The sequence below is a fragment of the Streptomyces uncialis genome (assembly GCF_036250755.1).
Taxonomy (GTDB): domain Bacteria; phylum Actinomycetota; class Actinomycetes; order Streptomycetales; family Streptomycetaceae; genus Streptomyces; species Streptomyces uncialis.
The window spans coordinates 4370072-4396063 of the sequence record NZ_CP109583.1; the positions used below are offsets into that span (position 1 = coordinate 4370072).

Genomic DNA, 25992 nt, shown 5'->3' on the forward strand with positions numbered 1-25992 from the left:
TCAGGGCTGGGTGTCGGTGTCCCCGGGGGCGGGGCCGTCGGCCGTGGGCTGCTCGCCGGACGGGGCGGACGTGGGCCGGGCGTCGGACGTGAGGTGGGCGTCGCCGGACGGGGTGCTCGCGGACGGGGTGTTCGCGGAGGTCAGGTGGGCGAAGGCGTCCAGGTTGCGGGTGGACTCGCCACGGGAGACGCGCCACGCGTACTCGCGGCGGATCGACGTCGCGAAGCCCAGTTCGAGCAGGGTGTTGAACGCGCCGTCGGCCGCTTCGAGGACCGAGCCGAGGACGCGGTCGATCTCGTCGGGGGTGACCGCCTGGAGCGGGAACCTGCCGGTCAGGTAGATGTCGCCGAGGGGGTCGACGGCGTAGCCGACGCCGTAGAGCTTGAGGTTGCGTTCCAGCAGCCAGCGGTGGACGCCCTCCGCGTTCTCGTCGGGGTGCCGGATCACGAACGCGTTCAGGGACAGCGTGTGCTTGCCGACGATCAGGGACACCGTCGTGGTGAGTTTGCGGGTGCCCGGGAGCTTCGCCACGTAGGTGCCAGGGCCGGGGTTCTCCCACTCGATCCCGGCCTCGGTCAGCACCCGCTCGATGATCGTCGCCGCGTCAGCCATACGGGGAGCCTACGGGAGACCTGTGACACCGCCGGGGTGACGCGTCTGTGGTGATCGACACGGGCACGCGCGCGTGCCCGTGTCCTCAGGTGTGCCGGGCGCGGGCCTTGCGGCGGAACTCGTGCATGGCGTCCGCGTAGACGTCCGACGTGGTGGAGGCCGCGCGGTCCCAGCCGAAGGACTCGGCGTGCAGGGCCGCCTCCGCGCCCATCCGGAAGGACATCGCGGGGTCGTCGGCGAACGCGCCCAGCACGCGCGCGTAGGCGATCGGGTCGTGACCGGGGATCAGGAAGCCGGTGTGCCCGTCGCGCACCGCGACGGGCAGTCCGCCGACCGCCGCCGCGAGGACGGGGGTACCGGTGGCCTGGGCCTCGATCGCGCAGAGTCCGAACGACTCGTTGTACGAGGGCATCACGAGGACCGAGGCGGCCCGGAACCAGTCGGCGAGCTCGTCCTGGCCGACCGGCGGCCGGAACCGTACGACATCGGCGATCCCCAGCCGTGCCGCGAGCTTCTGGAGCCCTTCCGGGCGGGCCAGGCCGCTGCCGCTGGGGCCGCCGACGACGGGGACGACCAGCCGGTGGCGCAGTCCGGGACGTTCCGCCAGCAGGACGGCGACCGCCCGCAGCAGGATGTCCGGCGCCTTCAGGGGCTGGATGCGGCCGGCGAAGAGGGGCACCAGGGCGTTCGGGGGGAGTCCGAGGCGGGCGCGGGCGGCGAGGCGGCCGTCGGCGGGCCGGAAGCGGTCCAGATTGACGCCGGGGTGGACCACCGCGGTCTTGCCGGGTTCGGCGTCGTAGTGCCGGACCAGTTCGTCGGCCTCCTCGGAGGTGTTCGCGATGAGCCGGTCGGCGGCGCGGACGATCTGGGTCTCGCCGATGACCCGGGCGGCGGGTTCGGGGGTGTCACCGTCGGCGAGCGCGGCGTTCTTGACCTTCGCCATGGTGTGCATCGCGTGCACCAGGGGGACGCCCCAGCGTTCGGCGGCGAGCCAGCCGACGTGCCCGGACAGCCAGTAGTGCGAGTGGACCAGGTCGTAGTGGCCGGGCCGGTGGCGGGCCCACGCCTGCATGGTGCCGTGGGTGAAGGCGCAGAGCTGCGCGGGCAGGTCCTCCTTGGCGAGGCCCTCGTAGGGACCGGCGTCGACATGCCGGACGAGGACGCCCGGGGCCAGCTCCACGGTCGGCGGCAGCCCGCCGGTGGTGGCCCGGGTGAATATCTCCACCTCGATGCCCTGCGCGGCCAGCCGCCGGGCGAGCTCGACGATGTAGACGTTCATCCCGCCCGCGTCGCCCGTGCCTGGCTGGTGCAGCGGCGACGTGTGCACGCTCAGCATCGCCACCCGGCGGGGTCTGCGGTGGGCGCCCGGCAACCGCAGTCGGGGCGGGGAGACGGCGGAACGTCGTCCGAGCCTGCTGACGTACTGGCTCACGAAGCGGTCCTCCTCGCGGCTGCTTCCGGTCGTCTGCCGTGCTGTGGTGCTGATCACCGAGCTCGTGCGCGACCGCGTGCGGTGCCCGTCGGAGGGCGCGGCCCACCCTCCGAAGCGCTCCAACACCGGAAGTCATCGCTCCATTTCCATTTTGCCCAACTATTACGTTGCCTTCCTCAACCTCGCAGCTCACAGCCCTGGAGGCCCGGCCCGGGCCGCCCGGCCGGAGGGTCCGCGAGCCGCCCCGCCTGGATACCCTCTGGACATGCCCTCCCGCCCCGTGGGGACGGTGACCCGTGGGACCACCAACCCGAACCGGCTGCGCCGGATGGACCGCTGGATCGCCGCCGCCCATGCCCCCGCCCTGCGCCGCGCCGCCGAACCCGTCGCCGTCGACCTCGGATACGGCGCCGCTCCCTGGACCGCGGTGGAACTGCTGGGGCGGCTGCGGACCGTCGCGCCACGCGCGCGCGTGGTGGGTGTCGAGATCGACCCCGCGCGCGTGGCCGCCGCCGAGCCGTACGCGCGCGAGGGCCTCACGTTCCGGCACGGCGGCTTCGAGGTGCCCTTGCCGGGCCGCCCGCTGCTGATCCGCGCGGCGAACGTGCTGCGCCAGTACGACGAGTCCGAGGTGGCGGAGGTCTGGCGGCGGCTGTGCGGGCGGCTCGACCCGGAGGGACTGCTGGTCGAGGGCACCTGCGACGAGATCGGGCGCCGTCATGTGTGGGTCGCGCTCGGTCCCGAGGGCCCTCGTACGGTGACGTTCGCGACCCGGCTGGCCGCGCTGGAGCGCCCCTCGGACCTCGCGGAACGGCTGCCCAAGGCGCTGATCCACCGCAATGTGCCGGGCGAACCGGTGCACGCGTTCCTGCGGGACTTCGACCGCGCGTGGGCCGCCGCGGCCCCGTACGCGTCGTACGGGGCCCGGCAGCGGTGGATGCGGGCGGTACGGGATCTCGCCGCGGGCGGCTGGCCGGTGCTGGACGGTCCGGTGCGCTGGCGGCAGGGCGAAGTGACCGTGTCCTGGGGGGCGCTGGCCCCGGTGGGGTGAGACGCGCTCGGGGACGGGTGGGGTGCGCGGGATGGGTGCGGTGGTCGGGGCGGGACGCCGTACGTGGGGCTGCTGGGTGTGGAGGTGGCTTGGGTGGGGTGTGGGGGCGGCGGTCGGCGCTATGCGGGCGTCGGGCTGTCGGTTCCGGCGGTCGGGCCACATGCGTTCGAACGGATGAATGTCCGTACGGGGGCTTCGAGCGGGGAACGATCTCCGGGAGCCGCTCGTCCATCGGAGTGAGCGGTGCGGGGTGGCGGAGCGGCGGGGTGCGGGCGAGGGCGGCGGGGCGTGGCGGGGTGCGTCCGGGTCCGGTGTCCTGTGCGGCGGCCGGGTGTCGTCCCGGGGCCGTCCGTACGGCACTGAAGGCCGAGTGGAGCTGAGGGGGGCACAGCCATGCGGGTGTACCGGAGTTCGACGGCCGCGGCCGTGGTGGTGGCATGCGCGATCGGCCTGCTGGCCGCGCCGGGTGCCGCCTTCGCGGCGCCCGCCCCGCCCGGGGACTCCGTCCGGCTGGAGGACGTCCGCAAGCGGCTGGACCGGCTCTATCACGAGGCGGCGGTGGCCACCGACGCGTACAACGCGGTGGAGGAGCAGGTCACCGAGCAGTCCGGGACGGTCAGCGACCTCAAGAAGAAGATCGCGGACGGCCAGAAGCGGCTGGACGGGCTGAAGAACCGCGCGGGCGCCGCCGCCCGCGCCCACTACCGCACGGGCGGCGGCCTCCCGCCCGGGGCCGGGCTGATCCTCAGCGACGACCCGGAGGACTTCCTCGACGGCGCCGGACGGCTCAAGGAGGGCCAGCGGGCCACCGAGGGCCTGATCGCCGCGCTGGCCCGCACCCAGGTGAATCTCCGGATCTACGCCGAGGACGCCGCGGCGAACTGGGACGAGCTGGAGCGGACCCGGAAGAAGAAGGACTCCGCGCAGCAGAAGGTCAAGCAGAAGCTCGCCGACGCGGAGGAGCTGTGGACGTCCCTCGCCACGAGGGAGCGCGAGCGGCTGCGGGAGATGGAGCTGGAGCGCGAGCGCGCGGCGCAGGCCGCCTGGCTGGGCTCCGGTGTCCTCGACGAGGTGGCGGCCGAGGGCAGCGGCGCGGGCGGGAAGGCCGTCGCGTACGCCAGGAAGCAGCTCAGCAAGCCCTACGAGTGGGGTGCCGAGGGCCCGGGGTCGTTCGACTGCTCGGGGCTCACCCAGCAGGCGTGGGCCGCCGCCGGGACCGACATCCCCCGTACCTCGCAGGAGCAGTGGCGCGCGCTCCCCCGGGTCGACGAGTCGCGGATGCGTCCGGGCGACCTGATCGTCTACAACAACGACGCGAGTCATATCGCCCTGTACATAGGGGACGGCGAGATGATCCACGCGCCCCGTCCCGGCCGTTCGGTCACGGTGGCGGGCGCGGGCTCGATGCCGATACTGGGGGTCGTCCGGCCCGATATGTGAGACGGGCGTCCGTGATCCCCCGCACAGTCCCGTCCGGACGGGTGCGGGGCCCGTGCGGCTTGTGCGGTGTTCGGGTGCGGGTGGGGGGAGTTGTCCGCGCGGCGCCTCGCGCCTTCTTGTGGCCTCTGACCTGCGGGTGGTGCGTGGAGGGGTACGGAATCAGCGCGGTCGGCCGTATGCTTCGGCACGCCCTTGGGCGGTGCCCGCCGGTGCCGGTCCACCAGGTGCGGGCCGGGGCCCCGCGTGACGCACGGCACGTCCCGTGCGGGACTCAACCCCGGTGGCGTGACGTTCGTCATCCCGTACGAGCATCCGTGGGGCGGCCCGCTGTCCAATTGCGGGAGGGGATGCGGCATATGACGGAGGCCGATTACCCAAAGCCTTCCCGTACGTCGTTCCCTTGCGCCGCCGCGTACCGCTAAGGTCCCCGTCTGGCGGTGCGTCGCTCGGCGCCCGTCGCCCTCGGGGGGAGGGAAGGAAGCAAGACGATGCCCGCACCCGTACCGCGCCCCAGAGCCGTTCCGGCCGTGGAAAGCGGTCCGGCCATGGACAGTGGCCCGGCCGCCACGACCACCGACCGCGCACCCATGCGGGCCCCCGTGACCGGTGAGGACCCGGTCACCGCACCGGACCCCGCCACCGGACGGCCCTCCGCAGCCGTCGCGGCGGCCTCTGGCGTACCCGCTCCGGCGGCGTCCGGCGGCGGTCTGAGCCTGCTGGTGATCGAGGACGACCCGGCGGGCTCGCTCGGTATCCCCGAGCTGCTGGACGCCGCGGGCAAGCCCATCCGTATCCGCACCGCCCGCAACCTCACCGAGGCCGAGCGGCTGCTCACCGACGACGTCCACTGCATCCTGCTGGACCTGGCACTGGCCCTCCCGGGCGCCGGACGCCCCCGCGGCCCCGCCCCGGCCCCCACCACGGGCGGACCGACTACGGGCACGGCCACCGGCCCGGGTACGCCCACTGGTACGGGTACAGGGGCGGGGACGGGTGACACCGCGACGAACGGCGGTACGGCCCCGAAGCCGGGCGCACCGGACGAGCTGGCGACCCTGAAGCACGTCCTGAGACTGGCCCCGCAGCACGCAGTCCTCGCGCTCACCACCTCCGGTGACGCGGAGCGCGGCGCCGAGGCCGTCCGGGTCGGCGCCCAGGACTACCTCTTCCGCGACGAGCTGGACGCCCGGCTGCTGAGCCGCGCCATCCGCTACGCCGTCGAGCGCAAGCGCGCGGACGCCGCCCAGCGCAAGCTGACCGAGTCCCGGCTGCGCGCCCAGGAGAACGCCCGACTGGAGCGCGGTCTGCTCCCCAAGCCGCTGCTGGACGGCTCCCGGCTGAGCTTCGCCGCGAGCTACCGGCCCGGCCGGTCCCGCGCGCTGCTCGGCGGCGACTTCTACGACGCCGTGCGCACCCCCGACGGCACCGTCCACGCGATGATCGGCGACGTCTGCGGACACGGCCCCGACGAGGCCGCACTGGGTGTCGAGCTGCGTATCGCCTGGCGGGCGCTGACGCTGGCGGGTCTGTGCGGGGACGAGCTGCTGTCGACGCTCCAGCAGGTGCTGGAGCACGAGCGCGCCGACGAGGAGATCTTCGCGACCCTCTGCACGGTCGACATCGCCCCGGACGGCCGCCGCGCCGGACTGTCCCTCGCCGGACACCCGTCCCCGCTGGTCGTCCGCCCCGGACGGCTCGCGGAGCTGCTGCCGTACGAGAGCGGGGGCCCCGCCCTCGGGCTGCTGCCGCGCGCCCGCTGGCCGCGGCGCCAGGTGGACCTGGGCGGTACGTGGAGCCTGATGCTCTACACGGACGGGCTGATCGAGGGCCGTATCGGCGTCGGCAACCAGCGCCTAGGCCAGGACGGCATGGTGGAGCTCGTGCGCCGCCAGCTCGCGGCCGGGATGCGCGGCGAGGAACTGCTGGAACGGACGGTCACGGAGGTCCGGGACCTCAACGGCGGGGACCTCACCGACGATGTGGCGGTCGTCCTGCTGGGACGCGAACCGGGCCACTGAGCGGGCTGTAGGGCTGAGCGGGCTGTACGGCTGAGCCACGCTTTCGGTGCGTGGCGGCGGGGTGTCGTGCAGTACGCGGCGGCGCTACCGGTCGCGTAAGTGCCGCGGTACCGGTCAGCGACTACCGGCCGCCGTTGTACGGGCCGTACGGGCCGTCGCTGCTGCTGCCGCCCCCGCGTCGGCCGCCTCCGCCCCCGGAGACCTGCTTCAGGGCGGGCCGGACGTCCACGAAGAACACGATGGTGGCGATCAGTCCGGCGATCTGGAGGAACAGGACCGGCACCAGGAGGTTCACCGTGACGGTGATGCCCAGGATGATCATCCAGAACATCTTGTTCTGCTTGTCGGCGGCGCGATAGGCGTCGTCCCGGGCGATGGCCGCCATCACCAGGGCGACCGCCGCCATGGCGAACATGGCAATGTAGATCACCAACAGCAGACTGCTGAATCCGGAACTCAGCACACTACCCACCACCCGTGTCGAATCGTCGCTACGCGGCCACCGTACCCGCACAACGCACGGGCCACGCCGTTCGTGCCCCCGAAGTTCCTCACGGTTACCGGGGCCCTCGGGAGCGGACACACCTGTACCTGTGCGGGTCGTCCGTGGACGACGGTTCCCCGTCGGCCGGGGGCCTGCGGGGAACCGTCGTCCAGGTGCGACCGCCGTACGGCCGGGGGGACTACTGCGCGGAGGGCGGAGTCGTCTTCTTGGCCGCGGGCTTGCGGGCAGGCGCCTTCTTGCCGTTGGCGACGGTCTTCCCCGCGGGCGACTCCTGCGCGGAGCCGCCCTTGGTGTCCTGCGCGGGGACGGAACCGGCGGCCGGACGGGGCTTGGCAGCGGACTGCCTGGCCGCGGGCTGACCGGTCCCGGCGGGCTTGGCGGTGCCCGCCCTGGACGCCGCGGGCTTCGCGGTGGCGGACCCCGTCGACCTGGTGGCGGACCCGGCCGGGGACTGCGGACGCGGCTGCGGCCGGCTCTTGGCCCGGGCGGCACCCGGCGCCGCCTTCGGCTGCGTGCGCGGCGCGGGCTCCACGACCTCCGCGAGGTCGACGATCTCGTCGGCCGCCTCGCCGCGCCAGGTGCGCACCGTCTGCTCGCCGTGCTCGGCGACCTTCTCGTACGTCTCCCGGGCCCTGACCGCGTACTCGGCGGCCACGCCCACACTGCGCATCGCGAGGTCCTGCGCGGACTCACCGAGCTTCTTGAAGTCGCCGTCGAGCGTGCCGATGAACTCGTTCACCCTGGCCTGGACGGTCTCCTGGACCTCCTTGGCCCGGGTGGCGGCCTTGTCCTGGACGGCCTTGGGGTCGGCGTTGCGGACCGCGTCGATCCGCGCCGGGGCCTCGGTCCTGAGCTGGTCCACCAGCCCCGGCACCTTCTTGGCCTGCTGGAGAGCCAGATCGGCCGTACCGGCGGCGAAGTAGAGGGGGGTCGGGTCACTGAGGGTCTTGCGCAGGTCGTCGGTGATGGCCATGATCAGCGTCCTCCTGGAGCACTTCGGTTCGAGGGTTCGTCGTGCGGTGTTCCATCAAGCGCGTCGGACTCGGTACGGCTCGGCTCCCCGCCCGGCGGCGGGTCGTCGTCGCCCGTCGCGGCGGACTGCCCACTCGTGGGGGCCGCCGCCGCGGAATCCGGTATCGCGCCCTTCGCGCCGCGCGGGGAGCCGTCGGCGCCGGTGCCGTCGGTCCCGTTCTCCTTGCGGAAGGACTCGTAGATCTGGAGCAGCACCTGCTTCTGCTGCTCGTTGATGGAGGGGTCGCCGAGGATGACGGCACGCGTCTCCAGCTCGTCCCGCTCCCGCTCGTCCAGGATTCCGGCCCGGACGTACAGGGTCTCGGCGGAGATCCGCAGCGCCTTCGCGACCTGCTGGAGCACCTCCGCGCTGGGCTTGCGCAGCCCGCGCTCGATCTGACTCAGATACGGATTGGACACCCCGGCGGCCTCGGCGAGCTGCCGCAGCGAGAGCTGCGCGCTGCGGCGCTGGTCGCGCAGGTACTCACCGAGATTGCCGACGTTGAGCGATGCCATGCCTCTACCGTGCACCCACCTTGCTAACAATTGCAAGCAGGCGCTTGCAATAGTGTTCCGCGCCACGTCGGGCCGCAGCTGAGCCCTGAGTGACCTGTCTCGCTGAAGGCGGGCCAGTCTCGGTGTATCCGAGCCATCTGGCTGTGTGCCTCGGTCAACCTTGGCCATCTGCTGTTCTGTCCCGCTCCTTCTGAGCCGCTGCCGCGCGTGGCCGCCTACGGTTGTACGACTGGCGACAAGGCGACGGGGGCAACGATGCGCATCGCGGTGACCGGGGCGGCGGGCAGCCTGGGTGGGCGGGTCGTGCAGTTGCTCGCGGACCGGGCCGACGTGGACGTCGTGGCGATGACCAGGAGGAGGCTGCCTGCCGAGGCGTTGCCGCCGCAGGTGGAGGCCGCCGTCGCCGACTACGCCGATCCGCCTGCGCTGCGTGCGGCGCTGAAGGGCGTGGACACTCTGGTCCTCGTCTCCAGTGACGGGCCCGATGCACGGGTGCTGCTGCACCACCGCAACGTCGTCGCCGCCGTGGCGGCTGAGCGCGTCGGCCATGTCGCGGCGCTGAGCAGCGTTGACGCCGACATGGCGTCCCCGTTCTGCTACGCCGTGGTCAACCGGCTCACCGAGGATCTGCTTCTGGCCTCCGGCGTCCCGTGCTCGTTCGCCAGGGCTTCGCTCTACATCGAGTTCTTCCAAACCTGGCTCACCGAGGCGCGCGCGACCGGGCGGCTAAGGCTCCCGGCAGCGGATGGCCGGGTCTCCCTGGTGGCGCGCGACGACGTGGCGCGCGCCCTCGCCGCACTCGCGGGGGGTGAGCCGACCGGCCGTCACCATGACATCACGGGACCCGAGTCGGTGGACCTGGCAGGCATCGCCTCGATCGCGGCGGAGGCATGGGAGACGCCTGTCGTCTACGTGGACATCCCGGCTGACACGTACTGTGCCGAGACGGCGGCGACCGGCCTGGATCCCTGGTGGCTCTATGCCTTTTCGTCCATGTTCGCCTCGGTGCGCGAGCAGCGCTGGGATCGAGTCCGAAACGACTACACCCAGCTGACCGGCCGCGCCCCTCTCGCTCTCCGCGACGTCCTGTCGGCACACGGGTGAGAGTCGGACACCACCGAGCGGGCAACGACGACGATCGGCGCGGGGTGGAGGTGGCCGGTGGAGGCTGAGGACTTCCGGCTGGAGTACGTCGGCCCCCCGGGCAACCGCCCCCGCGTCCCGTGTGTCAGCCCGGCGCGTCCATCAGGGCGGTGACATAGGCATCCAGCCGCTCCTCGACAGCTCGCGTCGTCAGCTCTGTCCTCCCGGCCTCCCGCCACGGCTGCGACACCGACCGCACCTCCTCCGAGGCGGCCAGCGCGTCCCGCACCCGCCAGTACCGCCGCTCGCTCGCGCTCGCGGCCAGCACACCGCCGGCCTCCTCGTACGCCTCGGCGAACCGCAGACCCCAAGCAGGGCCGTGCAGCAGCGCGAGATTGACGGAGCAGTGCGCCACATCGAGATCGGCCGGGCCCCAGGAGGGTCCTGCCCAGTCGACGACGCCGGTGATCCGGACGCCTTCCGGGTGCGAGGGCGACACGTCGAACAGCACGTTGCCAGGTTGGAAGTCCCGGTGCAGGAAGCGCCCTTCATAGGGTGGCGCGGGTCCGCGGATCACTTCGATGGCCGCGGCCCATACGGCCGCGTCGGCGCCCTTGGGAACCACGACGGTGTCGACGGTCGTCAACGTCGTGTATGCGCGGGGCCGTTCAGCGGGGTGCACCGCGTGGATCGCGACAAGTTGACGGGCCAGCAGGCGCACACGCGCCTCCACTCCCCTGTCGGCAAGGACCGTCCGGCCCGCCAGATGGGTCATCAGGAGCGACGGATACTCGCACTGCGCGGCGGTCGGATCAACCGCGACCAGGGAAGGAGCCGGCACGGCGGTCCCCGCGAGCAGGGTCAGCGCGCCGGCCTCCCTCATCAGCCCGTCCTCGGCGTTCTCCATGTGAAACGGATCGACGTAGCTCCGCAGCACCAGGTCACGGGTGCCTCCGTCCCGGGTGCCGATGATCAGCCTCCGCATCTCGGCGGTGATGCCGCCGTGCAGCGCCTCGGCTTCGACGATCCGTTCGCCGGCTTCCAGGTGCCGACCCACCCAAGCCAGCGTCAACGGCCGGACGGTCGCGGTCTCATCGTGGTTCGTCACCGTGCCACCCCATCATCCGGGCGGCTGCACGGGCGAAGGCATTTTCAGGTACCGACGGCCGTGCGGCTCGGCCCCCACGGATGTCGGGCGTCAGGCCCTCGGATGCCTCCTTCCGGTGGGTGGGGTCTACGCTGCGATCTGCGGCCCTCGCATGAACGTTCGTCTTCACGCACCGATGATCAACGGTGGCCGCACCCGTCTCCGCAGAGCGTCAGGGTCGCGCGGCGTTCGCCTGCCGTCCCGGGTCAGGAGGACTTGTGCAGCGTGGCGAGGTCTGGTGGGTGGAGTTCGATCAGCGGCGGCCGTTCGTACTGCTGTCGGTGGATGACGCGTCCGGGATCCGGGCGATGCAGGTCGTCGCTCCGGCGGGTGTCGACATCAGCGGTCTGGGCGTCGAAGTGCGGGTCGGCGCCATGGAAGGGCTGCCCTTCGAAGGCGTGCTGCGGTTCGCGTTCGCGCGTCCTGGCCTCACCCCTTGCACGTGGCTGACCACCGTGGCCCGGGACGACCTGATCGAGCGGGCGGGCGTCCTGTCCTCCGCGAAGCTCAGCGAGATCGAGGACGCCCTCCGCCTCGGCGGACAGGCGCAGGAGTGGACCCCGGCGGCAACCGCGAGGCTCAGCGAGTTGAGGGACGCCCTCCGTCCCGACGGCCTCGGGTAGACGGAGAAGGAACCGACGCCGCCGAAGGCGTGGTCCGTCTCGTCCGGACGACCGACGCACCGACGCACCCGGAGACGTGGTCCATCTCGTCCGGACGACCGAGGTCGGCCGTCTCCTCGGCACCTCGCACCATCGAGGTCACGAACTACGGCTGGAGTACCGGACAGCGTCCTGCCGTTCCAGCCAATTCGTGATCGCGCGGTTCGTCTCCTCCGGCTTCTCCTGCTGAATCCAATGGCCGCAGTCCAGACCGACCACTTCCGCGTTCGGCACGGACTCCGTCAGCCTCTCGGACCTCTGGACCGCGTCCCGGTCGCCGTAGATCATGAGCGTGGGCTGCTGGATGACCGGGTCCACGTCCGCCAGCAAGCGCCAGTTGCGGTCGAGATTCCTGTACCAGTTCACACTGCCCGTGAACCCTGCCGATGCGAAGGCGGAGACGAAAACAGCCAGTTCGCTGTCGCTCATGACGGGATCACCGAGCGGCTTTTCCGCCCTGGCGAGATCGATCAGCGCCATACCCGGCCGGGGCTCCCTGGGGGGCTCGTTCTTCCGGTACATGTTGCGAAGGAACTGGAAGGTGTTCTCGTCGAACACGGCGTCCGCGACGCCCGGCCGCCGATTGAAGTGGACGAAATAGAAGTCGCCGCCGAACACCTCTTCCATGAACTCGATCCAGGGCTTCTCGCCGCGTTCCTGGTACGGCAGGCTCAGGTTGATCACCTTGTTCACACGGTTCGGGTGCAGCAGGGTCAGCCCCCAGACGACCATCGCACCCCAGTCATGCCCGACGAAGGTGGCGTCCTCGTACCCGTAGTGATCGAGAAGTGCGACGAGGTCACCCGTCAGGTGTGCGATGTCGTAGTCCGTCACCTCGGCCGGACGGGAGGAATTGCCGTAACCCCGCTGGTTCGGAACGATGACATGGTAGCCAGCCGCAGCGAGGACGGGCATCTGATGGCGCCAGGAAAAGGCGTGCTCCGGCCAGCCGTGACAGAGCACGATGGGCTTTCCGGCATTCTCCCGGCCCGCTTCGAAGACTTCGAGCTCCACACCGTTGACCGGAACAAGGGTGGGCTCGGGGAAATCTGCTGGATCGAACATCACGGTTCCTCTTTATTCTTTTCGGGGTGATCAGGCCCAGGCTATTTTTCTGGGTGATCAGGCTCGGGCGACGGAGGTTCCCGAAGGCGGCGCCCACGCACCCGTGAAAGGCCGAGGGTCGACAGAGCTGAAAGGCCCGGGGTCGATACGGCCGTGGGTGGCGGGACTCGTCGCCGAAGCCATGCCGCCATCCTGGCGACCAAACCGGTCACCCCATGACCGGTTTCATTGAGAGTGTTGTCGGTATGCGAACCGACCGGCTGGTGGCCGTCCTCCTCCTGCTGCAACGGCGCGGGCGGGTGACGGCGGCAGAGGTCGCCCGGGAGCTGGAGGTCTCCGAGCGCACCGCCCGCCGCGACCTCGACGCCCTGGCCATGGCCGGGGTACCCGTGTACTCCACACAGGGCCGGGGCGGCGGCTGGCGCCTCGTGGGCGGCGCCCGTACCGACCTGTCCGGGTTGACCGCGGGCGAGGTCCGCGCCCTGTTCCTGGTCGCCGGACCGGCCTCGGCCGCGACGCCGACCGTGAAGGCGGCTCTGCGCAAGCTCGTCCAAGCCCTGCCGGAGCCCTTCCGGGCGCAGGCCGAGGCGACGGCGTCGTCGCTGGTCAAGGACCCGCAGGCATGGGGATCGGGTCCGGTCGGGCACCGGCCGCCCCGCTTCCTCGACGCACTCCAGGACGCGGTGATCCACGGCGTCCAGGTACGGCTCCGCTACGTCGACCGCGAAGGCGCCGAGACCGGGAGAACCGTCCACCCGCTGGGCATCGTCGCCAAGGGTCCGTCGTGGTACCTCGTCGCCCACACCGAGGCGGGTCGGCGGACCTTCCGGATCGACCGTGTGGCGTCCGCCGACCCGACCGGCGACCCCGTGCACCGTCCCGGGGACTTCGACCTCGCCGAGAGCTGGCGCGAGATCGCCGACGAGATCGACCGCAGACGAACGCCACTGGAGGTCCAGGCGGTATGCGCGCCCCACGGGGTGAGCGTGCTCCGGATGGCGTTCGGCGGCCGGCTCCAGGTGGGGGGTTCCGCGCCCGACGGCCGGGTCGAGGTCGTGATCCGCGGCCACGACGAGTACATGCTCGCCGGTGAGCTCGCCGGGCTGGTCGACCAGGTCGAGGTGACCGGCCCGCCGGGGGTGCGGGACCGCCTGGCCGTGATCGGCGGCACGCTCGTCGAGCGATACGGCTAAGGGCTGTCCCGTGATTCGTGCCGCGGCCTACGCGGCGGCCGGGACTACCTGGGCCGCCGGGGTCGCCGCGACCCCGAGGCCGTCCGTCGCGGGCGGGTAGTCGATGTAGCCCTCCGCCCCTCCCCCGTACAGGTTCTCCGTCGGCGGACCCGCGAGCGGGATGCCGTCGGCCAGGCGGGCGGGGAGGTCCGGGTTCGTCATGAACAGGCGGCCGAGGGCGATCACGTCCGCGTGGCCGTCCCGCACCAGGCGCGCGCCCGCGGCGGGGCTGCTCGGCACCGGACCGTTCGTGTTGGCGACGAGCGTGCCCGACCAGCGGGTCCGCAGATCCGCGATGGCTCCGTACGCGCCGTTCTCCAGCACATGCAGATAGGCCAGGCCCAGCGGCTCCAGCGCGTCGACCAGTGTCCGGTACGTGGTGCGCGCGTCGGTCTCGGCGAGCTGGTTCTCGGCGTTGTCCGGTGAGATGCGCAGGCCCACGCGGTCCGCGCCGACCTCGGTGACGACCGCTTCGACGACCTCCGTCGCGAACCGCAGCCGGCCGGTGACCGAGCCGCCGTACCCGTCCGTGCGCAGGTTGGTGTTGTCGGCGATGAACTGCTGGACGAGGTAGCCGTTCGCGCCGTGGATCTCCACGCCGTCGAAGCCCGCCTCGATCGCGCGCCGGGCCGCGGACGCGAAGTCCCGTATGGTCGCGTCGATCTCACGGGCCGTCAGCTGGCGCGGAGTGACGTGGTCGAGCAGCCCGTCCCGGGTGAAGATCCGGCTCCCCTCGATGGCGACGGCCGACGGGGCCACCGGCAGCTCGCCGTCCGGGAGGGTCAGCGGGTGGGTCATCCGGCCCACGTGCCACAGCTGGGCGAAGATCGTGCCGCCCTCGGCGTGCACCGCGTCCGTCACCTCCCGCCAGCCTCGAGTCTGCGCGTCGGTCACCAGGCCCGGGATGCCGGGGCCGCCCTTGGCGAGCGCGTTGACGTACACGCCCTCCGTGATCAGCAGCCCGGCTCCGGCGCGCTGCCGGTAGTATGTCGCCGCGTGCGGGCTCGGCACGCCCGTCGCGTCGTCGGCCCGGCCCCGGGTCATCGGGGCCATCGCCACCCGGTTCGCCAGTTCCAGCCGCCCCGCCCGGTACGGCTCCAGCAACTCCCGCATCCCCACAACCTCTTCCCGCTCTTCCCGCGATTCCATGTCCCGTGCCTGTCCCGTCACGACCCCGGCGCTCATGCGGCGCTCCGGTCCAGCGCGATGACCTCGACCTCGATCTGCCAGTCGGGCCGGGCCAGCGCGACGACCTCGATGAGGGTGTCGGCGGGGTAGGGCTCGGCCAGGAACTCGCCGCGCAGCGTCATCACATGCGGGAAGTTCGCCGCCATGTCCCGGACGAGGATGCCGACCTTGATCACGTCCGCGAAGGTCAGGCCGCCCGCCTCCAGCACCCGTCCGACGTTCCTGAACGCCTGCCGCCCCTGCGCCAGGAACCCGCCCTCGACGGTCGTCCCGTCCTCCTCGAACCCCGCCTGCCCGGACACGTACACCAGGCCCCCGGCCCGGACGGCCTGCGATATCCGGTACGGCGCGTACCAGTCCGGCGTGGTCGCGATCTTCTCGACGCGCACGCGCTCCATGGTGGCCACGCTCTCGTTGCTGGACATGACTCTCCCCTGTCTCGGCGGGGACCGGAACCGGCCCCCGCACGGCCACGTTACGAAACGTTCCGTAACGTGGCCTGAAGTTAGGCCACTCCGAGCCGGATTGTCAAAACGAAACGTAACGTCACCCGAACGGTAGGGTGGGCCCATGACCCCCGACCCGAACAGTGACCGGCGCAGCGAGCGCGCCCGCCGGGCGATCCTCGACGCGGCGTTCGACCTGGTGAGCCGTAAGGGCTTCGCGAAGCTGACCATCGAGGCCATCGCCGCCCAGGCAGGCGTGGGCAAACCCACGATCTACCGCTGGTGGCGCTCCAAGGGCGCGGTGGTGCTGGAGGCGATGAACGAGGAACTCGGCGACGACTTCGCCTACCCCGACACCGGTGACATCGCCGCCGACCTCACGACCCAGATCACCGCGGTGAGCCGACGGCTGATCACCGGCCGGATGAGCGAGGCGTTCAGGGGCGTCCTGGGCGAGGCCCAGAACGACCCCGAGCTGATGAAGGCGTTCCGCCGGACGATCCTCGAACCCAGCATCGCGCAGTGCCGGGCCCGGCTGGAATCCGCCGTCGCCGCCGGGCAGCTCCGCTCCGACCTGCCCACCGATGTGATGGTCGACCTCTTCTACGCGCCGATCCACTACCGGCACTTCCTGGGTTTCGGCGACGACGCGGTCAGGGGCAGCGCCGATCTCGTCCAGGACGTCCTGCTCGGCCTGCGGCCCCGGCCGTAGGCGGGGTGACGCCCGCTGCCCGGACACTCTTCGGTCTCCACCCCGCCGCGCCGCCTGCGGTCACTACCTCATGCCGGCCGGGGGCCCGTTGCGGTCGGCGGGGACGGAGAAACCCGTTGGCGCCCCGTTCCGTTCAGCGGTGAGACTCGGCCCATGACGCTGCACGAGAACGAGGTCCCGGCCGACGGTTCGGTGGTCCGGTCGCTGCTCACGGCCCAGTGTCCGCAGTGGGCCGACCTGCCGTTGTCGGCCGCCGGAGCCGGTACGGACAACACCATGTACCGGCTGGGCGACGACCTGCTCGTACGGCTTCCCCGGACCCCCGACAACGCGCGGGCCGTCCGGAAGGAACAGCGGTGGCTGCCGCGTCTGGCGCCCCTGCTCGGCCGCCCGGTCCCCGCGCCCGTCCACGCCGGGACGCCCACCGAGGACTTCCCGCTCGTCTGGTCGGTCCACCAGTGGATCGAGGGGGACGTGGTCGGCCCGGACACCGTCCGGGACTGGGCCGCCTTCGGCACCGACCTGGCCGCGTTCGTACGGGAGCTCCACGGCGTCGGCCTCATGGGCGCGACCCGTACGGGCGACCTCAGCTGGTACCGCGGCGGCGGTCTGCGGGCGTACGACGGGACGGCCCGCGAGTACTTCGACGGCTGCCGGGCCGTGGTGGGCACGGAACTCGACGTCGATGCCCTGGAGCGGTTGTGGCACGCGGCACTCGTGCTGCCCGACTCCTCCGGTCCCGAGGTGTGGCTCCACGGCGACCTCAAACCCACCAACCTGCTGGCCCGGAACGGCGCGCTCCACGCGGTCATCGACTTCGGATGCCTCTCGGTCGGCCTGCCCGACGCCGAGCACTCCACCGTCTGGGACCTGCCGCCCCTCGCCCGGGAGACCTACTGGAACGCCCTGCGCCTCGACGAGCCGGCCTGGGTCCGCGCCCGCGCCTGGGCGGTCGTGGTCGGCGTCAGCGGGATCGCCTACTACTGGCACACCTACCCCGCCTTCGTCGCCGAGTGCCGGGCCCGGCTCCAGGCGATCCTCACCGACGCCGCCACGCGCTGAGCGCCCCGACGGCCTCCCCAGCCCGTGTTCGGTGGGTCCCGGTCCGTACCCCGGCGGTACCCGGCGGGTCCCGGTCCGCACCCGGCGGACCCCGGTCCGCACCCGGCCGGTCGTGGTCAGTCACGGCCGGTCGTGGTCAGTCACGGCCGGTCGTGGTCCGCACCCGGCCGGTCCCCGGGCCGCTCCTGGTCCGTCCTCGGCCGGGCCTTGATCACGCAGAAGGGGTGCCCGGCCGGGTCGATGAGGACGCGCCACCGCTTCTCGTTCGGCTGATGCTCCGGCCTGCTCGCGCCCAGCTCCAGCAGCCGGGCCTCGGCCTCGTCCACGTCCTCCACGTCGAAGCAGAGATGGAGCTGCTGGGGGACGAGCGGGTCGGGCCAGGTCGGGGCCCGGTGGCCGTCGACCCGCTGGAAGCCGATGAGGAGTCCGTGCTCACCGCGCAGACCGGCGAACTCCGCACCGGACTCCGCGTGCGGTTCGAGGCCGGTGGCCCCCTGGTAGAACGCCATCAGGGCCAGAGGGTCGGGGCAGTCGAGGGTGACCGCGCTCAACCTCATCTTCGGGGACATGGCACCTCCGGGACGTTCGGTGGACTCACGCCGCACCACCCTAGGCGTGCCCGGTCGCGGGCCGACGCGCCTTGGCGGGAGCGGGAGCGGGTGCCCGCGACCGCTCCGCCCCGGGCACCCGCTCCCGCTCCCGCCACGAACCTCGCAGGTCAGCCGCCGGTCAGCCGGTCGTCAATCGCTCGTCAGGACGACGAGTTGCTGGGTCGGGCGGGTCATCGCGACATAGCGGTCGACCGCGCCCTCGATGCCCGTGCCGAACGCCTCCGGGTCGATGACGACGACCAGGTCGAATTCGAGCCCCTTCGACAGCTCCGGTGTCAGTGACCGCACGCGGGGCGTCGCCCGGAACGCGGGGTCGCCGATGACGCAGGCGATCCCGTCCTCGTTGTCGGCGAGCCAGGAGCCGAGGATCTTGTCCAGATCCGTGACCGAGCCGTGGACGACGGGGATACCGCTGCTGCGGACGGAGGTCGGCACATTGGCGTCCGGGAGCACCGCGCGGATGACCTGCTCGGCCTCCGCCATGACCTCCTCCGGGGTGCGGTAGTTGATGCTGAGGGAGGCCACGTCGATCCGGTCGAGGCCGACCCGGGCGAGCCTCTCCTGCCACGACTGCGTGAACCCGTGCCTGGCCTGGGCGCGGTCACCGACCACGGTGAAGCTCCGGGACGGGCAGCGCAGCAGCAGCATCTGCCACTCGGCGTCGGTCAGCTCCTGGGCCTCGTCCACGATGATGTGCGCGAACGGTCCGGCCAGGGGTTCCGGGTCGGCGGTGGGCATCGCGCTGTGGTCGATGAGGCTGTCCTGGAGGTCCTTGCCGTGCAGCATCGTCAGCGCGCCCTCACCGTCGTCGTCGGCCCTCAGCAGGCTGTCGATGACATCGGCCCTGCGGGCGCGTTCGGCGGCGACGGAGGCCTCGTGCCGACGTTTGCGTACGGACGCCCCCGCGTCACCGAGCCGCTGCCGTGCCGCGTCGAGGAACGGCAGATCGGACACCGTCCAGGCCTGGGGGTCCGCGCGTTGCAGCCTGCGGATGTCGGCGATGTCGAGCCAGGGCGCGCATCTGCGCAGATAGGCGGGGACCGTCCACAGGTCGCCGACCAGGTCGGACGCTTCGAGCATCGGCCACGCGCGGTTGAGGGTCCTCATCAGCTCCCGGTTCTGGAGCAGCGACCTCCGGAGCAGTACGGGCGGGACGTCGTCGTCGTGCTTGTCCGCCAGGATCGAGAAGAGCTCGTCCCGGACCTGGTCGCGTGCCTCGTTGTGCGGGGTGCCCGGTTCCACCGCGTCGAACGCCGCCGCCCAGTCCTCGACGCTCAGCCGGACCTCGGCCCAGTGGGTCGTGACGGTCAGCGCCTGGGTGGGCGGCTCCTCGTACATCCCGACGGCGGGTTCGATCGCCTTCACCAGGGCCGCCGACGACTTCAGCAGGGCGACCGCCGGGTCGGGCTCGGTCCCCGCCCCGGCTCCCTCGATCACGAGGTCGCGCAGGGTGCAGGTCTGCACGCCCTCCTCGCCGAGGCTGGGCAGGACATCGGCGACGTAGGCCAGATACGGCTGGTGGGGGCCGACGAACAGCACACCGCCGCGACGGTGGCCCAGGCGCGGATCGGAGTAGAGGAGGTGGGCGGCACGGTGCAGGGCGACGACGGTCTTGCCGGTTCCCGGGCCGCCGTCCACGACGAGGGTGCCGCGGGACCCCGCCCGGATGATGGCGTCCTGGTCGGCCTGGATGGTGGCGAGCACGTCACGCATCCGGGCCGAGCGGTTGCCGCCCAGGCTGGCGATGAACGCGGACTGGTCGTCGAGCGCGGCGTGCCCTTCGAGCCCGTCGGCGGTGAATACCTCGTCCCAGTAGTCGCTGATCCGGCCACGGGCCCAGCGGTACCGGCGGCGGCTCGCCAGCCCCATCGGATTGGCGTGCGTCGCCGCGAAGAACGGCTCCGCCGCGGGGGAACGCCAGTCGAGCAGCAGCCGCCGTCCCGTGCTGTCGGTGAGGCCGAGGCGACCGATGTACACGGGCTCGGGGGTGCCGGGGTCGGCGGGGCCGCCGGGGGCGTGGGGTGTACCGGGGCTGTCGGCGCTGCCTGGGCTGCCGTGGGTGTCGGCGCTTTCGGGGTTGCCGTGGGTGCCGGGGCTGTCGGGGGTGCCGGTGTTGTCGGGGGTGCCGGGGGTGCCGGCGGGGACGAAGTGTCCGAGGCACAGGTCCAGGCCGAAGCGGCGCAGGGTGCGCAGCCGGGCGGTCAGCCGGTGGATCTCCGCGTCCCGGTCCATCGCCTCCCGGCCGATGCCGCCGGGCGCCTTGCGCTCGACCGCGAGACGGCCGGACAGTTCCGCGATCGACTCCGCGAGGCTCTCCGAGATGGCCGCGAAGTGCCGCTCGTCGCTCGCGATCAGCGCCGGGTCGGCCTTCTGGGAGAGGCGGTCGGGCAGGTCGAACGCGCTGGTGGTCCGGGGGTTCACTTCATCGGCTCCGTTCTGTGGTCGCGTACGACCGTTGTGCGGGGGAGGGGGTCCGGACCGGTGACGGGTCCGGTGCGCGGTGGGTCCGGTGCGGCTTGCGGTGGGTCCGGGTGACCGGTTCGCTGATCGTCGTGGTCACGCCGGTCGGTGTTCCGGCCGGGGGTGACCCCGTGACGGTGACCGTGTCCGTGCTCATGGCCTCCGTCGCGGCCATGGCCGTGGCCTCGGTCGCGGCCTCGGTCGTGGCCCCGGCTATGCCCCCGGTCATCGCCTCCGGTCACGGTCACGGTCGTGGCCGGTTCGGGTCGGCCGGTGGTGGGGCGACGGCAGGCCGAACCGTGCCGGTCTCGTCCGGCGGCATGCCCATCCGCGCCTGCTCGCCCACCTCCCGCGACCGCACCGCGAGCGCGAGGGCGACCAGTGGTTCGACGCCCCCGCACGACCCGAACGTCGACAACAGCACTCGCATTCCGTGACCCCCCGATGTCCGTTGTTCCCGGCTTCGGTCGGTGATTCTGCGTCACGACGGGGGCCTTGCCGCAAGGCCCCCCATGCGCTATACGTTGAGCATGGAAAGGCGTGGGTACTCCGCTTTCCCCATTCTCCCTCCCCCGCTCCCGTCCGCCGTCGACGGGCCCCTTCCCCGCGAAGCCGCGCCGCGCCGCGCATGGCGTTCCGGGCACACAGGGCGGGCCGGACGAGCCACCGCCGTCCCCGAAGGACCTCCCCGGCCCGGCCCCCGGCACACCGAGGCGTACGGCTTCCCCGGCCCGGCTCACGGCGCACTCCGGGGTGCCGGGGTGCCGGAAACCTCGTGCAGCCACTCACCGAGAGTGCCGTAGTCGGCGTCGGTGAGTCCGCGCGTGGGGTCGACGCGGTGGAGCAAGGCTTGCCCTGAGTGGTGGGCGGACGCCCAGGCCCGATCGGCGTCGGTGATCTCATCGTCCACCCAGACGAACGAACGCCCCGCCGCCCACTCCACGAGAGCCCGGGTCTTCCAGTGCACCCCGGCCCGCGCGGCCCGGTCATCGGCGGTGTCCCACTCGGCACGGTCATCGGCGCCGGACGGCTCCGGCCAGGCCACCACTGGCAGCTGCGGCAGTCCGATCAGCGGCGCGACGCATTCGTTCGCCTCGTCCATCCAGGTAGTGGCCCACACCAGCTCGCAAGGCAGGGCCAGCAGCCGTGGCCCGTGCCCGGGGTCGATCCTGGCCAGCAGCGGATTCGAGGCAGCCGCCCCGGCCCCATGACCGGTCCGATACGTCGGGTACCCGTCCGGAAACCGCTCCGGTGACCCGCCGAACGGGATCAGCGGGCCGTCGACATCGAGGAACAGCAGGGGGAGGGGTCCGGGGGCGGTCACCCCGGCACCGTACGGGACGGCGTGGGGTGCGGCGGTGCCGGGACAGGCGGAGGCTCAGCGCCAGGACGGCGGACCGTTCGACGGCGGGACGGGCGGACCGTCCGGTAAGGCACGGCGGACGTTCACCGGTAGGGCAGGCGGGCGGTTCAGTGCCTGCTGGTCGGCACCTTCGAGGTCAGAGCTCGGTCGTCCAGACCCGACAGTGCCAGCCGCAGCTCAGGCTGCGACTCTCAGCTCTTCGGCCAAAAGTACGCTGCCCTCATTTCGAGCAGCAGTCGGCGATCTTGAGGCTCGTGGATGTTCACGAGAAATGGACGTCACTGCCGGAGCGCGTGGTGGCCGACAGAGTTGCTCGGCCGTGATCGGGGACTGCTCGATCCGCTGCCATATCCTTCTGCCGTGGCGAACAGGCCGCGACATCGGGCAGGACGGGGTTGGGGTGTCACGAGACCCGAGGGGCGATTTCCTTGATGGCCCGGCTTGGATGTGCTTGAGCATCCTCGTCTTCGGGTGGACGGCGGCCAGTAGCGGCACCGCGCCCTGGGTGAGGGTCGCCGCGACGCTGATGCTGGTGGCCTGGGTGGTGTTGCTGGCGAGACACCTTCTGCGACGTGCCCGCGGCCGTAAGTCTTCCGAGTCGGATGAATCGGCGTCCTGAAGGACGCCGGGACCGGGACCGGGGCCGGTCGGCCGTGAGGGCGGCCGACCGGCGGAGTGTGACCGGCAGAGATCACCGCCGGACAGCGGTCGTCCACCGGCGGCGATGGAACGGAACGCCGGAACGGGTGGCATGGGAGGGCCGTGGGCCCGGGTACGCGCAGAGCGGGCGTGCCCGCACGTCCGCCCGGTACCCGGAACAGGAGGATGCCCTCATGAGCCCCGTGAACTCTGTGGATCCCAGCAACCCCGGCAACCCCGTCGGCCCCGCCCACCAGGTGGGTTCCGCGAGCCCAGACGGGGTGACGGCCCCCGTGTCCTCCTCGGCGCCCGGGGCCACGCGCCCGCGCGTGGCCCTGTCCACGGTCGTCCTGGAGTGTTCCGACGCCGATGAGCTGGCCGCGTTCTACCAGCGGCTGCTCGGCTGGGAGGTCGAGCGGCAGGAACCTGACTGGGTGAAGCTGCGGGCACCCGGGCGGGGGGACGGCTCCGGGGGTACGGGGATCGCGTTGCAGTCGGACGACACCTACGTACCGCCCGTCTGGCCCGGGGTGCCCGGCGCCCAGCAGATGATGGCCCATCTCGACTTCGAGGTGGCCGACTTGGCGGCGGCGACCGCGTACGCCGTCGCGTCGGGCGCCGCACTCGCCACCCACCAGGCGGCGGCCGACACCCGGGTCCTCTTCGACCCGGCCGGACACCCGTTCTGCCTGTGGACGAAGGAGGGGACGGGGTCAGACGCGGACACGAACAGGGAGACCGGGCGGTGAGGGGGCGCCTTGGTGACCCAGGGCCCGTCCGAGGCCCGCACCGGAATCCGCACCGGAGCCGCCCCTGATATCCCTGACATCCCTGACATCCCCCCTACCGACCAGCCGGACCAGGACCTTGGAGGTATCCCCACCTCCGTTCCGGAGGCTGTCGCCATGGGCGCGGCCGGTCCGCCCCGGCAGGGTGTGGGGGCATGAAGGCAACAGTGAAGACCTCCCGGGCCCGGCTCATCACCGCCGTCGCGCTCGCCTCCACCTTCGCGGCCACGGCCCTCGTGCCCGCCGCGGTGGCCGCTCCCCGTCCGTTACCCATGGACGCCGTGACCTCCGCGGACGGCCGTCCCACCTCACGGCAGCTCCAGCGCGAGGCGGCCCGCGTCCTCGCGGAAGGCGGGTTCGTCGGCGTCTCGGTGCGGGTGCGCGACGGCGCCCGCACCCTGCACGCCCAGGCGGGCGAGGCCGAGCTGGGCACCGGCCGTCCCGTGCCGCGCGGGGCGGAGTTCAGGATGGCCAGCGTCACCAAGCCGTTCGTGGCGACCGTGGTGCTGCAACTCGTCGCCGAGGGCCGGCTGTCCCTGGACGACACCGTCGAGCGCTGGCTGCCGGGTGTGGTGAGCGGCAACGGCAACGACGGCAGCCGCATCACCGTCAGACATCTGCTCCAGCACACCAGCGGCGTCCACAACTACAGCCCCGAGGACGACACCGGGAGCACCGCCGCCGATTTCGAACGGACCAGGTTCGACCACTGGGACCCCGAGCAGCTGGTGGCCGGGGCGATGCGCCGGGCGCCGGACTTCTATCCCGTCCCCGATCCCGTTCCCGTACCGCCCGAAGGCCCCAAGCCCGCCTGGAACTACTCCAACCCCGGTTACGTCCTCGCCGGGATGATCATCAAGAAGGTCACCGGGCGGACCTGGGCCGAGGAGGTGCGCGACCGCGTCATCCGCCCGCTGGGTCTGACCGGCACCTACGCCCCCGGCGACAACCCCCACCTGAAGCGGCCGCACGCGCACACCTACCATCTCTTCCCCGGCTCGGTCACGCGGACGGACACCACGACCAGGAACATCTCCGCGGCGGACGCGGCCGCCGCCCTGGTCGGCACCGAACGCGACGTGGACCGCTTCTTCACCGCCCTTCTCGACGGACGCCTGCTGCCTCCCGCCCAGCTCGCGGAGATGCGCGGGACGGTGCCCGTCAGCGAGCGCCACGACGAGGGCTTTCCCGGTATGCGGTACGGCCTGGGGCTGATGCGCCAGCCGCTGACCTGCGACGACCACACCTGGGGTCACGCGGGGAGTCATGAGGGGGGCGCCGTGAGCACCGGCTTCATCGAGAGCGGACGCCGCTCGGTCGTCGTCGTCGCCAGCGGAACGGGCGGCAGCCCCGAGCAGTTGCTCGCGGGCGAGCGGGCGGTACGCGGTCTCGTGGACCGCACCCTGTGCGCCGGTACGGGCGCCGGTACCCGCTGACGCGATGCCTCGTGGGTGCGGTTCCCCGAACGGTCAACTCCGGCCGGACTCGCCGTGGTCGGCGGTGCACGGGCCCCGGGTGTGGACGTGTTCCGCGCACACGTGGTGAGTGACGCCGACGCCCCCGCTCATGCTGCCGTAGCCGACGGTCACCGGGGCGATGGTCCAGCGTCCGCACAGGCAGCAGTGCTCACCGTGCACCGGGGGCACCTGGGGGAACAGGTGGTCGAGGGTCATGCGGACACCCCGACCCGCGCCACATCGGACCCGTCGAACGTGAACGGGAGGTCCAGCCCGAGGGTGGCCGCGGCGACCGCCGCCCGCCGCTCGTGCTGCCGCTCGCGTTCCTCCTGCTCCCCGATCCAGTCGCGGAGGTACGGCGGAACGCGGTGACCCCACGGCGACGGCACGGACCGCGCGAGGACGTGTACGGGGACGGGGGTCCGGGCCGCGCAGATGACCAGGGGGCCGGGCTCGGCCCGATCGGCCAGGTACTGGACGGTGTGGCGCCCCGGGCTGGTGCGACGGGTCCACGGAAGGACGTCCAGCACCCGTACGAGGGCACGGGAGATAGCATCACGCATACGTCGTTCAGCTCCTTCGAAGCTGTTGCGGCGAGCCCCGGTGGACCGTTGGCGCGGTCTGCCGGGGCGCTTTTGTTGGTGAGAGTAGAGCCTTACGTCATGCCACGTAAAATCTAGTAAAGGTACATACCTTCACGGCCCCTGTTGTACCCTGTCGCGTAAGTGCGGATATCGTTGGCGGCATGGAATACGGCCCTGATGACGAGATCGAGCGGGACGCGCCCGAGCCCCCGTTCCACCAGCTCGCGGGCATCCTGCGGGCACGTATCGCGCGGGGTGACTGGAAGCCGCGTCGCCCGATCTCCTCCGAGACCCGCTTGTGCGAAGAGTTCGGACTGTCCCGCCCGACCGTGCGCAGGGCCATCGCCGTCCTGGTCTCCGAGGACCGGCTGTTCGTCGTCCCGCAGCGGGGCACCTACGTCACAGAACGGAGCACTCAGAGCGAGGGCACCGGCGGCGGGTAGCCCGAAGGTTCAGCGGACTCAGTCGGCCAGGAAGCCCTCGGGGCCGTCCCGTTCGAACAGGTGCCGGTAGGCGGGGTGGGCGGCCAGGAACTTCTCGTGTTCCGGGTCCAGCAGGCCGCAGGAACACGCCCCCGGATGGCCGGTGAACAGGGTGCACCAGTCGTCGCGGCCGACCGGCTTGCCGTTCCCTTCGGCGCAGTCGCGCAGGACGAGGACGGTTCGCGGGTCGCGCCAGTCCGCCCACTGGGTCCACACGCTCTCGGGCGGGGAGCTGTCGAGCAGACGGACGGCGGCGGCGTGCAGACCCGGGTGATCTTCCTCGATCTCGCAACGGAGATCCGTCACGACGTCGGTTTCGTCGTCGCCGAGGGGAGCCGCCGTCAACGCGTCGAGAACCAGGGCCGGGGGAAGGGAACGGGCGGCTCCGCATATCGATGGCCGTTGACCTTGTCCGCTCTCACGTCG

General features: G+C 72.0%; 26 protein-coding genes and 1 pseudogene. 12 read left to right on the forward strand and 15 right to left on the reverse strand.

All coding sequences use genetic code 11. The features are described 5' to 3' along the window. Positions 1–138: 138 nt before the first annotated feature. Both OG711_RS17995 and mshA read right to left on the reverse strand, forming a co-directional pair. A pseudogene (locus OG711_RS17995) lies at positions 139–612 on the reverse strand (YbjN domain-containing protein); the annotation flags it as partial. Positions 613–697: 85 nt separating this feature from the next. Further along, positions 698–2044, reverse strand: a complete 1347-nt coding sequence (gene mshA / locus OG711_RS18000; RefSeq protein WP_329559750.1) for a D-inositol-3-phosphate glycosyltransferase — start codon at positions 2042–2044, stop codon at positions 698–700. A 265-nt stretch (positions 2045–2309) separates the two neighbouring features. Between mshA and OG711_RS18005 the strand changes: the two genes are divergently transcribed. The 3 genes from OG711_RS18005 to OG711_RS18015 all read left to right on the forward strand — a co-directional run bounded on the left by OG711_RS18005 (position 2310) and on the right by OG711_RS18015 (position 6553). Continuing rightward, on the forward strand, positions 2310–3095 hold the full coding sequence (locus tag OG711_RS18005; RefSeq protein WP_329559751.1) for a methyltransferase domain-containing protein: 786 nt from the start codon (positions 2310–2312) through the stop codon (positions 3093–3095). Between the two features lie 393 nt (positions 3096–3488). Continuing rightward, the gene (locus OG711_RS18010; RefSeq protein ID WP_329559752.1) at positions 3489–4535 is read left to right on the forward strand and encodes a C40 family peptidase; all 1047 of its coding nucleotides are present in this window, start codon (positions 3489–3491) and stop codon (positions 4533–4535) included. 488 nt (positions 4536–5023) lie between these two features. Continuing rightward, entirely contained in the window at positions 5024–6553 is a 1530-nt protein-coding gene (locus tag OG711_RS18015) for a PP2C family protein-serine/threonine phosphatase (protein WP_329559753.1), read from the forward strand. A gap of 121 nt (positions 6554–6674) precedes the next feature. Here OG711_RS18015 and OG711_RS18020 read toward each other — a convergent pair whose 3' ends face one another. The 3 genes from OG711_RS18020 to OG711_RS18030 all read right to left on the reverse strand — a co-directional run bounded on the left by OG711_RS18020 (position 6675) and on the right by OG711_RS18030 (position 8585). Continuing rightward, positions 6675–7016: a DUF2516 family protein gene (locus OG711_RS18020; protein ID WP_073783296.1), complete on the reverse strand. Its 342-nt coding sequence runs from the start codon at positions 7014–7016 to the stop codon at positions 6675–6677. Positions 7017–7236: 220 nt separating this feature from the next. Beyond that, complete coding sequence (locus tag OG711_RS18025) at positions 7237–8031, reverse strand: hypothetical protein (protein WP_329559754.1); 795 nt, start codon at positions 8029–8031, stop codon at positions 7237–7239. A gap of 2 nt (positions 8032–8033) precedes the next feature. Continuing rightward, positions 8034–8585, reverse strand: coding sequence for a helix-turn-helix domain-containing protein (locus OG711_RS18030; protein ID WP_329559755.1), 552 nt, complete (start codon positions 8583–8585; stop codon positions 8034–8036). Between the two features lie 255 nt (positions 8586–8840). Between OG711_RS18030 and OG711_RS18035 the strand changes: the two genes are divergently transcribed. Next, complete coding sequence (locus OG711_RS18035) at positions 8841–9689, forward strand: NAD(P)H-binding protein (protein ID WP_329559756.1); 849 nt, start codon at positions 8841–8843, stop codon at positions 9687–9689. Between the two features lie 124 nt (positions 9690–9813). On the opposite strand, the gene OG711_RS18040 is transcribed toward OG711_RS18035, so the two are convergent. Beyond that, complete coding sequence (locus tag OG711_RS18040; protein ID WP_329559757.1) at positions 9814–10776, reverse strand: phosphotransferase family protein; 963 nt, start codon at positions 10774–10776, stop codon at positions 9814–9816. 257 nt (positions 10777–11033) lie between these two features. On the opposite strand from OG711_RS18040, the gene OG711_RS18045 reads away from it, so the two are divergent. After that, positions 11034–11438 carry a type II toxin-antitoxin system PemK/MazF family toxin gene (locus OG711_RS18045; RefSeq protein WP_329559758.1) on the forward strand — a complete coding sequence of 135 codons (405 nt, stop codon included), beginning with the start codon at positions 11034–11036 and terminating at the stop codon, positions 11436–11438. Positions 11439–11576: 138 nt separating this feature from the next. Here the strand turns inward: OG711_RS18045 and OG711_RS18050 are convergent, their stop codons facing one another. After that, positions 11577–12542 (reverse strand): alpha/beta fold hydrolase, encoded by a 966-nt coding sequence (locus tag OG711_RS18050; RefSeq protein WP_266509457.1) that lies wholly within the window; start codon positions 12540–12542, stop codon positions 11577–11579. 245 nt (positions 12543–12787) lie between these two features. On the opposite strand from OG711_RS18050, the gene OG711_RS18055 reads away from it, so the two are divergent. After that, the gene (locus OG711_RS18055; RefSeq protein WP_329559759.1) at positions 12788–13735 is read left to right on the forward strand and encodes a helix-turn-helix transcriptional regulator; all 948 of its coding nucleotides are present in this window, start codon (positions 12788–12790) and stop codon (positions 13733–13735) included. A gap of 27 nt (positions 13736–13762) precedes the next feature. On the opposite strand, the gene OG711_RS18060 is transcribed toward OG711_RS18055, so the two are convergent. Then, positions 13763–14959, reverse strand: a complete 1197-nt coding sequence (locus OG711_RS18060; protein WP_329559760.1) for an alkene reductase — start codon at positions 14957–14959, stop codon at positions 13763–13765. Beyond that, a complete protein-coding gene (locus tag OG711_RS18065) occupies positions 14956–15387 on the reverse strand; it encodes a RidA family protein (RefSeq protein WP_073783277.1) in 432 nt (143 codons plus the stop codon). Before OG711_RS18065 ends, OG711_RS18060 begins: the two co-directional genes overlap by 4 nt. Positions 15388–15532: 145 nt before the next feature. Between OG711_RS18065 and OG711_RS18070 the strand changes: the two genes are divergently transcribed. Both OG711_RS18070 and OG711_RS18075 read left to right on the forward strand, forming a co-directional pair. Then, positions 15533–16120 (forward strand): TetR/AcrR family transcriptional regulator, encoded by a 588-nt coding sequence (locus OG711_RS18070; RefSeq protein ID WP_073783275.1) that lies wholly within the window; start codon positions 15533–15535, stop codon positions 16118–16120. A 153-nt stretch (positions 16121–16273) separates the two neighbouring features. Further along, positions 16274–17182, forward strand: a complete 909-nt coding sequence (locus OG711_RS18075) for an aminoglycoside phosphotransferase family protein (RefSeq protein ID WP_329559761.1) — start codon at positions 16274–16276, stop codon at positions 17180–17182. Positions 17183–17322: 140 nt separating this feature from the next. Here OG711_RS18075 and OG711_RS18080 read toward each other — a convergent pair whose 3' ends face one another. Both OG711_RS18080 and helR read right to left on the reverse strand, forming a co-directional pair. Then, positions 17323–17751: a VOC family protein gene (locus OG711_RS18080; protein WP_329559762.1), complete on the reverse strand. Its 429-nt coding sequence runs from the start codon at positions 17749–17751 to the stop codon at positions 17323–17325. Positions 17752–17922: 171 nt separating this feature from the next. After that, the gene (gene helR / locus OG711_RS18085; protein ID WP_329559763.1) at positions 17923–20214 is read right to left on the reverse strand and encodes an RNA polymerase recycling motor ATPase HelR; all 2292 of its coding nucleotides are present in this window, start codon (positions 20212–20214) and stop codon (positions 17923–17925) included. A gap of 110 nt (positions 20215–20324) precedes the next feature. Here helR and OG711_RS18090 point away from each other — a divergent pair, with 110 nt between their 5' ends. Continuing rightward, on the forward strand, positions 20325–20690 hold the full coding sequence (locus OG711_RS18090; protein ID WP_329559764.1) for a hypothetical protein: 366 nt from the start codon (positions 20325–20327) through the stop codon (positions 20688–20690). Between the two features lie 299 nt (positions 20691–20989). On the opposite strand, the gene OG711_RS18095 is transcribed toward OG711_RS18090, so the two are convergent. Further along, on the reverse strand, positions 20990–21577 hold the full coding sequence (locus tag OG711_RS18095) for an HAD domain-containing protein (protein WP_329559765.1): 588 nt from the start codon (positions 21575–21577) through the stop codon (positions 20990–20992). A gap of 872 nt (positions 21578–22449) precedes the next feature. Between OG711_RS18095 and OG711_RS18100 the strand changes: the two genes are divergently transcribed. Together OG711_RS18100 and OG711_RS18105 are read left to right on the forward strand one after the other, a co-directional pair. Continuing rightward, the gene (locus OG711_RS18100; RefSeq protein ID WP_329559766.1) at positions 22450–23004 is read left to right on the forward strand and encodes a VOC family protein; all 555 of its coding nucleotides are present in this window, start codon (positions 22450–22452) and stop codon (positions 23002–23004) included. 194 nt (positions 23005–23198) lie between these two features. Continuing rightward, positions 23199–24479, forward strand: coding sequence for a serine hydrolase domain-containing protein (locus tag OG711_RS18105; protein WP_329559767.1), 1281 nt, complete (start codon positions 23199–23201; stop codon positions 24477–24479). A gap of 33 nt (positions 24480–24512) precedes the next feature. On the opposite strand, the gene OG711_RS18110 is transcribed toward OG711_RS18105, so the two are convergent. Together OG711_RS18110 and OG711_RS18115 are read right to left on the reverse strand one after the other, a co-directional pair. Next, positions 24513–24716: a hypothetical protein gene (locus tag OG711_RS18110; RefSeq protein WP_329559768.1), complete on the reverse strand. Its 204-nt coding sequence runs from the start codon at positions 24714–24716 to the stop codon at positions 24513–24515. Continuing rightward, positions 24713–25063: a hypothetical protein gene (locus tag OG711_RS18115; protein ID WP_329559769.1), complete on the reverse strand. Its 351-nt coding sequence runs from the start codon at positions 25061–25063 to the stop codon at positions 24713–24715. Before OG711_RS18115 ends, OG711_RS18110 begins: the two co-directional genes overlap by 4 nt. A 182-nt stretch (positions 25064–25245) precedes the next feature. Here OG711_RS18115 and OG711_RS18120 point away from each other — a divergent pair, with 182 nt between their 5' ends. After that, positions 25246–25527, forward strand: a complete 282-nt coding sequence (locus tag OG711_RS18120; RefSeq protein ID WP_329559770.1) for a GntR family transcriptional regulator — start codon at positions 25246–25248, stop codon at positions 25525–25527. Positions 25528–25545: 18 nt separating this feature from the next. Here OG711_RS18120 and OG711_RS18125 read toward each other — a convergent pair whose 3' ends face one another. After that, complete coding sequence (locus OG711_RS18125; RefSeq protein WP_329559771.1) at positions 25546–25872, reverse strand: hypothetical protein; 327 nt, start codon at positions 25870–25872, stop codon at positions 25546–25548. Positions 25873–25992 lie beyond the last annotated feature (120 nt).

What these genes read in the sequence shown, in the direction of transcription:
- OG711_RS18005 (WP_329559751.1), top strand. Translation starts at nt 2,310, where the DNA reads ATGCCCTCCCGCCCCGTGGGGACGGTGACCCGTGGGACCACCAACCCG.
- OG711_RS18010 (WP_329559752.1), top strand. Translation starts at nt 3,489, where the DNA reads ATGCGGGTGTACCGGAGTTCGACGGCCGCGGCCGTGGTGGTGGCATGC.
- OG711_RS18015 (WP_329559753.1), top strand. Translation starts at nt 5,024, where the DNA reads ATGCCCGCACCCGTACCGCGCCCCAGAGCCGTTCCGGCCGTGGAAAGC.
- OG711_RS18025 (WP_329559754.1), bottom strand. Translation starts at nt 8,031, where the DNA reads ATGGCCATCACCGACGACCTGCGCAAGACCCTCAGTGACCCGACCCCC.
- OG711_RS18030 (WP_329559755.1), bottom strand. Translation starts at nt 8,585, where the DNA reads ATGGCATCGCTCAACGTCGGCAATCTCGGTGAGTACCTGCGCGACCAG.
- OG711_RS18035 (WP_329559756.1), top strand. Translation starts at nt 8,841, where the DNA reads ATGCGCATCGCGGTGACCGGGGCGGCGGGCAGCCTGGGTGGGCGGGTC.
- OG711_RS18050 (WP_266509457.1), bottom strand. Translation starts at nt 12,542, where the DNA reads ATGTTCGATCCAGCAGATTTCCCCGAGCCCACCCTTGTTCCGGTCAAC.
- OG711_RS18055 (WP_329559759.1), top strand. Translation starts at nt 12,788, where the DNA reads ATGCGAACCGACCGGCTGGTGGCCGTCCTCCTCCTGCTGCAACGGCGC.
- OG711_RS18060 (WP_329559760.1), bottom strand. Translation starts at nt 14,959, where the DNA reads ATGAGCGCCGGGGTCGTGACGGGACAGGCACGGGACATGGAATCGCGG.
- OG711_RS18065 (WP_073783277.1), bottom strand. Translation starts at nt 15,387, where the DNA reads ATGTCCAGCAACGAGAGCGTGGCCACCATGGAGCGCGTGCGCGTCGAG.
- OG711_RS18070 (WP_073783275.1), top strand. Translation starts at nt 15,533, where the DNA reads ATGACCCCCGACCCGAACAGTGACCGGCGCAGCGAGCGCGCCCGCCGG.
- OG711_RS18075 (WP_329559761.1), top strand. Translation starts at nt 16,274, where the DNA reads ATGACGCTGCACGAGAACGAGGTCCCGGCCGACGGTTCGGTGGTCCGG.
- OG711_RS18080 (WP_329559762.1), bottom strand. Translation starts at nt 17,751, where the DNA reads ATGTCCCCGAAGATGAGGTTGAGCGCGGTCACCCTCGACTGCCCCGAC.
- OG711_RS18100 (WP_329559766.1), top strand. Translation starts at nt 22,450, where the DNA reads ATGAGCCCCGTGAACTCTGTGGATCCCAGCAACCCCGGCAACCCCGTC.
- OG711_RS18105 (WP_329559767.1), top strand. Translation starts at nt 23,199, where the DNA reads ATGAAGGCAACAGTGAAGACCTCCCGGGCCCGGCTCATCACCGCCGTC.
- OG711_RS18110 (WP_329559768.1), bottom strand. Translation starts at nt 24,716, where the DNA reads ATGACCCTCGACCACCTGTTCCCCCAGGTGCCCCCGGTGCACGGTGAG.
- OG711_RS18115 (WP_329559769.1), bottom strand. Translation starts at nt 25,063, where the DNA reads ATGCGTGATGCTATCTCCCGTGCCCTCGTACGGGTGCTGGACGTCCTT.
- OG711_RS18120 (WP_329559770.1), top strand. Translation starts at nt 25,246, where the DNA reads ATGGAATACGGCCCTGATGACGAGATCGAGCGGGACGCGCCCGAGCCC.